The 12444-nt window shown below is 36.8% G+C and carries 10 protein-coding genes; 3 read left to right on the plus strand and 7 right to left on the minus strand.

The window, feature by feature from the left end:
* Nucleotides 1–5: 5 nt before the first annotated feature.
* The 4 genes from BN990_RS16900 to helD all read right to left on the minus strand — a co-directional run bounded on the left by BN990_RS16900 (nucleotide 6) and on the right by helD (nucleotide 5890).
* Nucleotides 6–983 carry a FecCD family ABC transporter permease gene (locus tag BN990_RS16900; protein ID WP_369759847.1) on the minus strand — a complete coding sequence of 326 codons (978 nt, stop codon included), beginning with the start codon at nucleotides 981–983 and terminating at the stop codon, nucleotides 6–8.
* A 37-nt stretch (nucleotides 984–1020) separates the two neighbouring features.
* Nucleotides 1021–2028 carry a FecCD family ABC transporter permease gene (locus tag BN990_RS16905; protein ID WP_021290531.1) on the minus strand — a complete coding sequence of 336 codons (1008 nt, stop codon included), beginning with the start codon at nucleotides 2026–2028 and terminating at the stop codon, nucleotides 1021–1023.
* A 21-nt stretch (nucleotides 2029–2049) separates the two neighbouring features.
* On the minus strand, nucleotides 2050–3027 hold the full coding sequence (locus BN990_RS16910; RefSeq protein ID WP_038245853.1) for an ABC transporter substrate-binding protein: 978 nt from the start codon (nucleotides 3025–3027) through the stop codon (nucleotides 2050–2052).
* A 559-nt stretch (nucleotides 3028–3586) separates the two neighbouring features.
* Nucleotides 3587–5890, minus strand: a complete 2304-nt coding sequence (gene helD, locus BN990_RS16915) for an RNA polymerase recycling motor HelD (protein ID WP_021290529.1) — start codon at nucleotides 5888–5890, stop codon at nucleotides 3587–3589.
* A gap of 283 nt (nucleotides 5891–6173) precedes the next feature.
* Between helD and BN990_RS16920 the strand changes: the two genes are divergently transcribed.
* Together BN990_RS16920 and BN990_RS16925 are read left to right on the plus strand one after the other, a co-directional pair.
* On the plus strand, nucleotides 6174–6836 hold the full coding sequence (locus BN990_RS16920) for an RNA polymerase sigma factor (protein ID WP_038245854.1): 663 nt from the start codon (nucleotides 6174–6176) through the stop codon (nucleotides 6834–6836).
* 74 nt (nucleotides 6837–6910) lie between these two features.
* A complete protein-coding gene (locus BN990_RS16925; protein ID WP_021290527.1) occupies nucleotides 6911–7489 on the plus strand; it encodes an ATP-dependent Clp protease proteolytic subunit in 579 nt (192 codons plus the stop codon).
* Nucleotides 7490–7577: 88 nt separating this feature from the next.
* Here the strand turns inward: BN990_RS16925 and BN990_RS16930 are convergent, their stop codons facing one another.
* From BN990_RS16930 to BN990_RS16940, 3 genes are all read right to left on the minus strand, one after another.
* Complete coding sequence (locus BN990_RS16930) at nucleotides 7578–9611, minus strand: heavy metal translocating P-type ATPase (protein WP_038245855.1); 2034 nt, start codon at nucleotides 9609–9611, stop codon at nucleotides 7578–7580.
* Between the two features lie 133 nt (nucleotides 9612–9744).
* Nucleotides 9745–11274 (minus strand): FAD-dependent monooxygenase, encoded by a 1530-nt coding sequence (locus tag BN990_RS16935; RefSeq protein WP_021290525.1) that lies wholly within the window; start codon nucleotides 11272–11274, stop codon nucleotides 9745–9747.
* Nucleotides 11275–11370: 96 nt separating this feature from the next.
* The gene (locus BN990_RS16940) at nucleotides 11371–11988 is read right to left on the minus strand and encodes an NUDIX hydrolase (RefSeq protein ID WP_021290524.1); all 618 of its coding nucleotides are present in this window, start codon (nucleotides 11986–11988) and stop codon (nucleotides 11371–11373) included.
* Between the two features lie 116 nt (nucleotides 11989–12104).
* On the opposite strand from BN990_RS16940, the gene BN990_RS16945 reads away from it, so the two are divergent.
* Complete coding sequence (locus BN990_RS16945) at nucleotides 12105–12425, plus strand: four-helix bundle copper-binding protein (RefSeq protein WP_021290523.1); 321 nt, start codon at nucleotides 12105–12107, stop codon at nucleotides 12423–12425.
* Nucleotides 12426–12444: the final 19 nt, after the last annotated feature.

Below are 12444 nucleotides of genomic sequence, written 5' to 3' on the forward strand. Positions count from 1 at the left end.
CCTCCTTACGCCTTTGTTTTTACTAGTAAATATAGAAAATATGGAACCCCAATTAGTGATATTACAATACCCACTGGTAATTCAGCTGGAGCAAATACAGTTTTAGCAACAAAATCAGAAGCCATAACAAGCAATACTCCTAGCAAACCACTTACTGGCAGGATATACCTATGTTTCAGTCCGATTAGTCTTCGAGCAATATGCGGGGCCATCAATCCGACAAATCCAATACTACCGGATACAGATACACACGCACTAACTATTGCTACTGCACTAATCAATAGCCAGGACTTTTCTCTTTCAACTGCCATTCCTAAGCTCTTCAGACTCGTCTCTTCCAATTGAAGTAGATCGAGAGAATATGCTTTTTTATAAATAATGGGAATAAATATAATTAACCAAGGTAGCATCGAAAGAATATAATACCAGTTTGCATTATATATTGTGCCTGAGATCCAGACAGTGGCCATTTCAAAATCGGATGCCTTCATTTTTAATGATAAATACAAAGAGAAAGCGCCGAATCCGGAACCAATAGCAATTCCAGTTAATATAAGCCTTTGTGGGTCCAATTTTCCATTCTTCCATGCAAATAGAAAAATAATGGCAGCTGCTAGTAATCCTCCAACTAAACCAAAGATTGGCTGCATCATAATAGAAAGAAGATCCGTACCGTTCATATTTCCTTGGAAGAAAAACATAAAAGCAACTATCGCTGCACCTGCTCCGGCATTAATCCCAAGAATTCCCGGATCAGCTAGCCCATTACGAGTTACCCCTTGAATAACTGCCCCTGCCATTCCAAAACCAAGCCCTACTAATCCAGCAATCACAATACGAGGGAGACGAAAATCAAAAATGACTAAATCATAATCTTCATTCGGATTAATTCGTAATATCGTACGAATTACATTTGACACACTTATATCAAACGACCCATTCGTAATACTTATATAAAAGACCACCGAAATAAGACATAACATAATAAAAATGGTGAGGATAAAACGACCGTTCAAATAGTTAGGCATGTTTCTCTCCTCCTTTAGTTCGTATTAAATAAAGGAAGAAAGGAATACCAATAAAAGCGGTAATGACGCCAATCGGTGTCTCAAATGGATAATTAACAAACCTACTTAATAAATCACATAGTGCTAAGAAAATACCACCAATAACTCCTGCACATGGAATAATCCATCGATAGTCTACACCAACTAGGAATCTCGTAATATGTGGAATAATAAGCCCGACAAAGCCAATTTTCCCTACTAATGCTACTGCCGTCCCTGTCAGCATAACCACTGCTAAAATAGCAAAGGCTTTTACAAATTTTGTCCGTTGACCTAAATTTACAGAGACCTCATGACCAAGCGATAGAATCGTAATTGATTTAGAAAGAAAAATTATTAATAGAATCCCAGTTAATCCAATGGGGATTACTAATTTTAACATTTCTGGATCAACTTGATGTAGTCGTGCATTGTACCAAAAACTAACATTTTGGGATACTTGGAAATACGTAGAAATAGCTGAAGAGATACTACTTAAAAAAGTACCAATAACCGTTCCAATGATTGCTAGCCTTACAGGCGAAAGACCATTTCGGATAAGTGAACCGAATCCAAATACAATGGCGGCACCTATTAATGACCCTACCATTGAATAAAGAATCATTTGCATAGACGACATACCTGGAAGCCATACCATACAAATTGTTATTACAAACGCAGAACCATCTGTTACTCCCATAATGGAAGGGGACGCAAGATAATTTCTTGTCATCCCCTGCATCACAGCTCCCGATATGGCTAGAAATGCCCCTACTACAATTGCCCCGATCGCTCTAGGTATACGCGACGTCATAATAATCGCATGATCAACATTTTCAGCATCATAATCTACTACAGCTTCCCAAACTGTACTTAATTCAATTGGTTTTGTTCCATAAATAACGGATAAACAAGTGATTAAGATAACAAATATAGGTGCTGTTCCTAATATAAGCATATGCACATTACTTATTTTCCTCATAACTTCTACGCACCTTATGTTTTATTCCGCTAAATTCTCCTGTACACCTTGAAGGAATTTAGTCTTGCTCCACGCTGTTCCACCTTGGGCTAATGGGTCTACTGTATTCACGTAGACATTATCTTCATTAACTGCTTTTACACTTTTCCAGATTTGATTCTCTTTTAAATCTTCCAACATATTTGGCTGGTCCGCATTTTCATCTTCTGCAAATTGTAAAAAGATGTGATCCGGATTTATTTCCGCTAGTTGTTCTAAGGATATCATCTCCTGCGCTTCTACAGATTTAATCTCCTCAGGCACAGAAATTCCTAAATCATTATATAAGACAGGATTTAAATATACATCTTGTGGATAAACAAATAAGTTACCGCTGCGCACTCGAATCACAAGTACTTTTTCATCAACCATTGATTCCACAGAACTTGAGATTTTTTCTACATCTTCTTTATAACCGTTAATAACCTTTTCTGCTTCATCCTGTTTTCCTGTTAACTCTGCCATTAAATTTAAGTTATTCTCCCAGTTCGTAGAGATATGTGAGACAGGAATCGTCGTTGCAACTTTGTTTAATTGTTCCGTTACATCGGCAGGGAACTTAGAACTCCCCAATATTACATCCGGTTTCATACTTAACAATGTTTCATAATTAGGCTGGGTTTTTTCTCCAATTGATTCCGCACCCTCAAGATCTTCTGCTAGATAACTTGGCAATTCTCCCGCATAAGTAATGGCACCAATCGGTTGTACATCTAACATAGCTGTATCTTCCATCGCTTCTAAACTGGCTGCAGCAATTTTGTCTGTCTCAGAAGGAACCGTATATTCTTCTTCTAAATATGTAACTGTTTTTTCCTCTTCATTTCCAATACTTGCTTCTGTATTTTTTTGATTATTCTCAGCAGACTCTTCCGAATCACTGCTAGCACTACTACCACAAGCAGATAAGACAATTAATAATAGACATACAATCGTAAATATAAATAATTTCGCTTTCATTTTTTACTCCTTCTCTCTTTTAACTAATGAAAACAACAAAAAACAGAAAATAACGCCTCCTCTTTCTAGATTAGATTTATTTTAATTGAGAATGATTATTAATATCATCTAAAATTTTATGGGAAAAGGTATACTTTGTCAAATAGTTTTTTAACATTTTCGATCAACTATATTTGCTCTTTTATCCGTTTTCTACAAGAAAAAACCTGAACAGAAAATACTTTGTTCAGGCATGGCTTATCGTATATGTTTTGTAATAGCTACTTTCCTTCTTTTTTAGCATCTTAATCGATTATAGATATAACATGAATTACTTCTATAAAAAGGGGTGCTCTTCCGGCTACCACCCCAGAAGAGCATATTGAATTACCTGAATCATCGCTGTTACTCCTTCAGGAAATTTAATTACCTAAAGGAATAATAATTTCCCGAATGTATAAATGTTGCACAAAGTAAACCTATAGTATATTCACGAATAAATCAAGCACTTTTACTTAAAATTAATTAAAGAACAGGATAGCTAAGAAACCCTAACTTTTTTATAGTTAGGGTTTCTTAGCTATCGAATAATTTGCTCATACGTAGACGTTACTGCCTCTTTAATAAACACATTGGGAGACATTGGATTTATTATTACAAGCTCATGCATCGCTCGTGTACATGCTGTATAAAACAAAGAACGCTCCGATAACGTATAATGTTCTGACGAAGCGTCAGGAATTATAACTGCATCAAACTCTATCCCTTTTGCTAAATATATCGGCACAATAAGTAACCCTTTAGTTAATGAATAGGTATCCTCCGATAATAACGTTACATCCATGTGATCCTTCAATGCAGAATAAATAATCTCACTTTCTTGCATGGTTTTACAAATAATAGCTGTGCTCTCATAGCCTTGTTCTGTTAATTTGTTTACTTGTTCGTTAATCCTTTTTATTACCTCCGCATTGTCATTGACCATGATAACTCTTGGCTTCTTCCCCTCTCTTTCAAATGGCTCAATTTCTTCATTCCCTGGAGCAAAATGTTTTGTAAATTCAACGATTTGCTTTGTTGATCGATAGCTTTTTGTTAACGTTATTCTTTCTGCATTCCTACCAGCCAAACTTGGGATTAACGGGTTTTCCTTCGTCATTTGAACATAAATTGCTTGATTAATGTCTCCTAACAACGTCATATTCGTGTAAGGGAACATATGCTGTATATAAGCGAATTGAGAAGAAGCGTAATCTTGTGCTTCATCAATAAATAATTGGCGCACTTGTCGGTCAGAAGTATGCCCAAGTAATCTCCCTTTAAAGTAAGCATACGGGGCTGCTTCCTCCCAATATAAATGTTTCTTTTCCAAATTTTTCTTCGTTTGTTTTGCAAGGGATTGCCACTCTTCTGGCTTATTATCCGATTTCCAATCTGCAAACATCTGATAATACGTACCCGACACATCTACAAAAGCAAACTGTTGAATTTGTTGTTTTAACGAACCAAACATCTTTGCGACGACGACTTTCCTTAAAATCAACTCTTCATTCGCAGCACTTTCATTCTCCTGTTTCTGTGATTCATAATAAGCTTTCACATAGGCTTCTTTATCTAAAAGCTCGATTTTTTCTTCTACCCAATCCTTTTTCACTTCGGCTTTTTGGAATGGACGCAGCTCTTTAACCAACCATCGCACAACCAATTCTAGTCGATTAGGCAAAGTCATTTGCTTATCCAATGAATAGAAATACTCGCTGATTCGGTGTTTGGAGATAAGAACTTCCTTACGAAAAGAGATATTTTTAAATTGAACTCCTTCTGTAAGCAGCGAGAACAAGTATTCATCAATTAATTTCATAAATGCTAGCGTTGACTTATACCCAATGTTAGATAATCGACGATTAAAATGGATGTCTTCTGTTTTCGTTAACGTATATTCCATTTGAGCAAAAGGAGATTCAATTGTGAACTTATTCCCTATCTTGTCTTGCAAATAATCAAAAAAAGTTACCTGCTTCACATTTGCTTCTCCTAGCTCTGGTAGAACATTATTGATATAACTTGTAAATAACGGATTAGGTGAGAACAGCATAACATTTTCTGGATTCAATTCTTTTCGATAACGATACATGAGGTAGGCAATTCTCTGTAAGGCAGCAGATGTTTTACCACTTCCAGCAACCCCTTGAACAAGTAGGTATTTGCTTTGTTCGTTTCGAATAATTTTGTTTTGTTCCTTTTGGATGGTAGAAACAATACTTTTCATTGTCGTACTTGCATTATTCCCTAAAGCTTCTTGTAATAATTGATCTCCAATTGTTAATCCTGTATCAAACATACCTTTTATTTGACTATTTCGGATAATGAATTGTCGTTTTAAAGTAATTTCTCCGGTAACTTCTCCATCTAAGGTCTCGTATGAACCCTTACCTAGTGAATGATCATAATACAGGCTTGATATAGGAGCACGCCAATCATAAATTAAAAAATCTTCTTCAGCAGCATCCATTAACGAAGAAATTCCAATATACAACGCTTCTTTACTTGACTCATCATCTTCTTTAAAGTCAATTCTCCCAAAATATGGATTATCTTTTAATTGTTTCAAGGTTTTACGTTCGTCATCTATATTTCCGTGAACCAGTTCTTTTTGTTTTAATAGCTCAGCTTGCTGTTTAATACTTGCTTCTGTTTCAATCACATCATCTGGTTCATCTAAATTAACAGTTACATCATCCCAAAATGTTTCACGTAACTCAATAACGCTATCCTTTAAATCGGTGGCGCGTAATGCAAGTTGATCTTCCTTTTTGTTAATTTCATTAATTACTTTATCCACCCGACGCTGTTCTATTTGCCAAGTTTGACCTTCTTTGCTCACATTTACCAACCCCATTCAAATCAATTTGATCATTTGTATTGACTTTACAAAACGAAAAGGTTATAATATAATTGGATATATATATAAGTTATATTATTTTTGTTCGTAACCTGTTAATCATACCATGTTTCTATCCTCGGTGCAACAGGTATTTTCTATTTCCTCACTTCTTACCTCCTCTTTTTTACCGTCAGCCTTACATTTTTCATTTTAATACGTATCTTTTTCTGCCTTTTTTTCGTTTACATAAATGAAAGGGGAAATTGAAAAAGGAGTGTTTTTCATGAATGAGTATTTTCATCATGCTTGGAGAGAGTATGCACCCTCGATATGGAAAGCTTGTTTATTTTACACAAAGGATTCTTATGAGGCCGAAGATTTAATGCAAACCACTTGGCTAAAATCGTTTACGTATTGGCAAAAGAAAAAGCAGGGCTCATTAACAAAAGCTTATTTTTCAACAATTGCCAGAAATACATGGATCGACGAATGCCGTAAAAGAAAACATACTACGATACCATATCAAGATGATGAGCAGCCCGTAGATGAACAAACAGATAACATCGCAAGTATATCTCTTGTTCCCATATTAAATCAGCTCGCCTCAACATTAACCATTAACCAACAAATTGTATTTTTATTAGCAGACGTCTGTCATTGTAGTCTAAAAGAGATAGCCCAATTAACAAATTTAAGTGTTGGTGCAGTGAAGGCCAATCTTTTCAGAGCACGTCAAAAGGTTAAATCTCATGTTAGAGAAAATATTGACATGGACCCCCCTATAGAAGAGGATCAAGTACTTCGCGTGCAGCTTTATATAACTGCTCTACAAACAGAAGATACGCAGTTACTGGCCAGCTTATTGACAGACAATGCTACCGTTCGTTCATTATACGCCCAACAACAAACAACTACTACTCCTATGGAATGCAAAATGGCTGCTTAATTCATATGAGAAACTCACAGTAATTTCATCCTTTTTCAATGACCTTTTATCAAAAAAGGCAGGTGTTTTTACAAATGAGCGTACCAATTCCATATGTTGTGGAACAATCAAATCACGGTGAGCGAAGCTATGACATTTATTCAAGGCTCTTAAAAGACCGAATTGTATTTATTGGTTCTGAAATCGATGATACGTTAGCAAATAGCATCACAGCACAATTATTATTTCTCGCATCTCAAGATGCTAAAGCTGATATATCTATGTATATAAACAGTCCAGGGGGTTCTGTTTCTGCTGGATTTTCTATCCTAGATACGATGACTCATATTAAGCCAGATGTTCAAACTATATGTACGGGAATGGCAGCATCCTTTGCTGCAGTCCTACTTGTTGGTGGTACAAAAGGTAAGCGAATCGCACTTCCGCATTCAGAAGTTATGATTCACCAGCCACATGGCGGAATGAAAGGCCAAGCAGCCGATATGAATATCTATGCCAAGCGAATCATTAATCAACGGAAAGAGATTAATCAATTTATTGCTGAAAAATCCGGCCAGCCATATGAAAAAATAGCTAAAGACACAGATAGAGACTTCTTTTTGAGCGCTGAAGAGGCAAAAGCATATGGTATTGTAGATAAAATATTAGAATAGAATAAACAAAGAGCCAAGCTCAAGTCTTGGCTCTTCTTTATGCAAGTTTTAAAACTAAAAGCTTTGTGCATCACTCGATTTTCTGTTCTTACGCCTTTAATAACTTGGCATTAATGGCAACAATGATAGTACTTAAACTCATTAGTACAGCCCCAACAGCTGGACTCAGAATAATACCAATTGGAGCCAGTATACCTGCTGCCAGCGGGATAGAAAATATATTATATCCTGCCGCCCACCAAAGATTTTGGACCATTTTTCGATATGTCTTTTGCGATAAGTCCATTAAGGCAACAACATCATTTGGATTACTTCTTACAAGTACGACATCAGCAGTCTCCATCGCTACGTCAGTGCCTGCCCCAATTGCAATTCCTAAATCAGCTGTAGCGAGTGCTGGAGCATCATTAACACCATCACCAGTCATAGCGACTTTCCAACCCTTTTGTCTAATTTTTTTCACTTGATTTGCTTTATCATCTGGCATTACTTCAGCATATACCTCATCAATCCCTAATTGATCAGCCACCCAATTGGCTACTTTCTGATTATCACCTGTTAGCATAATGGGATGAATTCCTTGTTTATTAAGTGATGCAACTGCCTCTTTTGCGGTTTCCCGAATCATATCTGCCAATGCAATCATTCCGATTATCGATTCATTTACTAACACAAATACAACTGTCTTAACTTCCTCAGAAAGTTGTTCGAAAACCTCTTTATCATATTTAAATTGTTTCTCTTGAACATATTTAGGACTAACAACATTGACAACCTTTCCATCTACCGTTCCTTGAATTCCTTTGCCGGTAATCGATTCAAAATCAGCCACTTTACTCCAAGTTATTTGCTTATCCTTCGCTGCCTGAATAATACCTGTAGCTATCGGGTGTTCTGAATGTTGTTCAATGCTTGCAGCATATGCTATTACGTCCTCCTCTTGATGTGAATCGTTAGTAACAATATCCGTTACACCGAACTCACCCCTTGTCAATGTTCCAGTTTTATCAAATACGACAGCGTTCAAATTTCTTGCTCCTTCGAAATTAGCTCGGTTACGAATAAGCAAACCTTTCTTTGCTGAAATTGACGTCGATACCGCAACAACTAAAGGAGCAGCTAAACCTAAAGCATGTGGACATGTAATAACCATCACAGTCACCATTCGTTCAATAGCAACATCAAACGGATACCCTAATAGCAGCCAAATAACTAAGGTTACAAATCCAGCAAATAGCGCTAAGTAAAACAACCACTTTGCCGCTCGATTTGTCAGATCCTGTGTTTTTGATTTGGATTCTTGAGCTTCTTTTACCATAGTAACAACTTGCGATAAGAATGAATCTTCTCCTGTTTTCTCTACTTGGACTGTTAATGAACCTTCTTTATTCACGGAGCCGCCAATAACTTCATCGCCTTTCGATTTCTCTATCGGTACAGATTCACCTGTTAGTAAGGATTCATCAACGGCAGATTTCCCTTCAATGATCAATCCATCTACCGGTACCTTTTCTCCGGGTTTCACTAATACATAATCGCCATTTACTAAATTGGCCAAAGGCACATCTTGTACGTTGTCATTATTTTCATCTATTTTATGCGCTTCATTAGGCATTAGTTTAACCAGTTGTTCAAGTGCATTGGAGGCTCCCATTACCGAGCGCATTTCTACCCAGTGACCGAGGAGCATAATATCAATTAACGTTGCTAATTCCCAAAAGAAGTCCTTACCTTCCCAGCCAAATACGGTTAAAGTACTATAACCATAAGCAACTACAATCGCAAGCCCAATTAATGTCATCATTCCAGGACTGCGATCTTTTAATTCATCGATAGCTCCGGTAATAAATGGCCATCCACCATAGAAAAAGACAAAGGTAGATAACGCAAATAGAATATAGTAATCAAACGGAAAACGCCAATCTACACCTAGAAACCCCTGGATCATCGGAGATAATGCAAGAATTGGAATCGTGATAACAATTGATATAAAAAACCGCTTTTTAAAATCATCTACCATATGGCTGTGATCATGTCCACCATGATGATGTCCGTGTGAATGCTCATTTTCTACACTATCGTGATGTTGATGGTTTGTATGGTTATGGTTCTCGTGTTCCATTATATAGCCTCCTTTATTTAATAAGTTATTATTATTTTATATATAAATCCTATACACAAATACTATACCCCCCTAAGGTAATTGTCAAACAATAAAATTGAACCCTTTTAATAAAAGGGCTCAATTCCATATTTTAACTATTTGATTTTGTTTTCCGAAATGGAATGATACCCCAGTGATCAAGGTAAGCTTTCAGTTTATTAATATCTTGATGGGAATTGGTAAACCCAATATGGCCATCTGGTCTTATTAAGTATATTGCTTCTTTCTGTAATCCTTTCCCTTCTGCAATCGAATCAAAACTGAATGTATAGAGCTTTATCCCATTTTCATAACAAAAATGTTGCATTTTCGAAGTTGCAGAACCATAAATATGAACTTGCCAATCAACCATTTGTAATGATTTGTAATTCTCCTTTGTATATGGGAGTCGATCCCCTGCTTGAATATCCCCAACTTCCCCCTTACTTATCGAACTATTTGGATATGAAATTTGAGTCTGAGAGATAACCCGAAATAGGCCTTGTCTAATTCGGTTGGAACGATTAATAAAAGGGATAGCAACAGGTGCCAGTTGCTTGCGTAAAACACGGTCCAACAAGCGTTTTGATACAACTCTAGTAAAGGCTTGATCCGTAGTATTCACTAATCGTTCGGCAAAGCTTTTTCTTTCCTGTTCAAAAGTATCCAGAAGTTTAAGGTTACTTTTTCCCTGTATCACCCCTGCAAGCTTCCAGCCAAGATTCATTGCATCGCCAATCCCTGTATTCATTCCTTGTCCACCCGCAGGACTATGAATATGCGCAGCATCACCGACGAGGAATGCTCTCCCTTTTCGAAAATGACTAGCAACTCGATGATGAACGTTATAAGAGGAAAACCAATTCACATCGCTGACTTGCAATTGATATGCTTTTTCAATAAATGACACCAATTGTTCATTGTCACCAGCATCCGATTGCATGGACATTTGTGGGGGGAACACACCAATTGCTCTGGTTGTACCAGTGCTCCTTACGGGTAATAGAACTACAAACGAATTATCACGCAAACATAAAGACAAATTATGAGACCCTACGGGTTTTCCTGTAGCTTTAATATCCATTACATAAAACTTCTCTTCATAAGTTCCTCCAGGAAAATCTGCTTGTATTTCTTGGCGAACAGCACTTCCAGCACCATCACAACCACATACATATAAAAACACTTCCTCCACCGTTTCATCGTAACTCTGTAAGGTTGCTGTAACATTATTCTGTCTTTCTTGAAAAGAAATCAACTCTGTATTCCACTCTACCGTAACCCCAAAGGAGCTTAGTTTTTTCAGCAATAATTTCTCATGCTCATCTTGCGGAAAACTAAACGGTGACGTGTAGTTGCTTATTCCTTCCCCTAATGATCCCACATGCATTCTGGCTCGTTTCTTACCATCTACATAAAGGTTGATATTTTCTATTTTAATACTCTCTGTAACCATTTCATCCGCAAATCCAAATTGATCATAAAACTCTAATGTTCTCGGCATAACAGCCATCGCTCGAGATGCAGTACCAGGTCCTGCTGCTTTATCAATAATCTTTGTGGACACACCTTGTTTTGCCATACTTAAAGCCAACGCCAGACCAGTAGGACCTGCACCTACGATTAAAACGTCGGAACCCATCTTGTTTCCCCCTCAATTAATATTGTTTTAGGTATAATTTCTACAATTACTTATTTGTTCCCTGCATGACCTTTCTCGAATCTCTGATTTGCTATTTTAATCGATAACTGTTGATTTATTAGGATTACGATAAAATTCAAAGAGCATGTGAATTTGTTCTTGTGTATTTCTTCGTAACGAAAGATTCGGTAAATGATTCTCAGAGAAAAAAGCAATATCATTGGTTTCTATTCCAATCTGCTGCGATCCGCCGACTATTTCGCATTGTATGAATATTTTATAATAGTGAAATGGCTGCGGTGGATGTTCATGTTTATTCGTATCTAATAAGGAGAGTAATTTAATTGGAACGACATGATAGCCGGATTCTTCGTTTATTTCTTTTGCAATATTTTCACTTGGAGAAAGCCCTACCTCACAAAAACCTCCCGGCAGAGACCATTTATCATCCATTTTTTCACGAACCATTAATATTGTATTGTCTTTAAATACCACCCCTCTAACATCAACTTTTGGAGTTGGATATCCTTGTTCCTTATCAAACAAAAGATTTAGCTGTTGCATCGTTAGCTCTGATTGTAACGCCATCATTTCTTTACTAATCTTCCGAAGTTCTTCATACCGTTCTCGATCGAATGCATCCCTTGAGAATGTTAGCCCAGCCTGTGATAATGCTTGTATCCTTTGAGCCCACTTCAGCCATTGGTCCTTCACCTTAACATTCCTCCTTCACGCTTCTTTTTCTTTAAGTCTAACAGAATAATCTGTGTGGTTATTTATAAAATTCTAGGGGATCCTAATTCATGATAAAGTAAAACAGGAGGATTCGAATGCCACACCAACAACAAGAACTTATTAGCACATTGCATGAATGTATGACAGCATGTAATCATTGTTATAATGCATGTCTTCAGGAGGAAGATATAAAGATGATGACAACATGTATTCAATTAGATAGAGAATGCGCAGATATTTGTGGTTATGTAGAACAAGCAATCACAAGAGGTACCCCATTCTTATCTGAACTAACGAATGTTTGTGCCGCTATTTGTGAAGCATGTGGAAAAGAATGCAAGAAACATGCACATAATCATTGTCAGCATTGCGCAGAAAAATGCTTTACTTGTGCAGAAGCATGCAAAGCAGCTTAATGTAATGAAGGAAAACAGA

This window comes from Virgibacillus salexigens, assembly GCF_000723585.1.
Classification (GTDB): Bacteria; Bacillota; Bacilli; order Bacillales; family Amphibacillaceae; genus Virgibacillus; species Virgibacillus salexigens.

What these genes read in the sequence shown, in the direction of transcription:
- BN990_RS16925 (WP_021290527.1), top strand. Translation starts at nt 6,911, where the DNA reads ATGAGCGTACCAATTCCATATGTTGTGGAACAATCAAATCACGGTGAG.
- BN990_RS16930 (WP_038245855.1), bottom strand. Translation starts at nt 9,611, where the DNA reads ATGGAACACGAGAACCATAACCATACAAACCATCAACATCACGATAGT.
- BN990_RS16945 (WP_021290523.1), top strand. Translation starts at nt 12,105, where the DNA reads ATGCCACACCAACAACAAGAACTTATTAGCACATTGCATGAATGTATG.
- BN990_RS16935 (WP_021290525.1), bottom strand. Translation starts at nt 11,274, where the DNA reads ATGGGTTCCGACGTTTTAATCGTAGGTGCAGGTCCTACTGGTCTGGCG.
- BN990_RS16900 (WP_369759847.1), bottom strand. Translation starts at nt 983, where the DNA reads ATGTTATGTCTTATTTCGGTGGTCTTTTATATAAGTATTACGAATGGG.
- BN990_RS16920 (WP_038245854.1), top strand. Translation starts at nt 6,174, where the DNA reads ATGAATGAGTATTTTCATCATGCTTGGAGAGAGTATGCACCCTCGATA.
- BN990_RS16910 (WP_038245853.1), bottom strand. Translation starts at nt 3,027, where the DNA reads ATGAAAGCGAAATTATTTATATTTACGATTGTATGTCTATTATTAATT.
- BN990_RS16905 (WP_021290531.1), bottom strand. Translation starts at nt 2,028, where the DNA reads ATGAGGAAAATAAGTAATGTGCATATGCTTATATTAGGAACAGCACCT.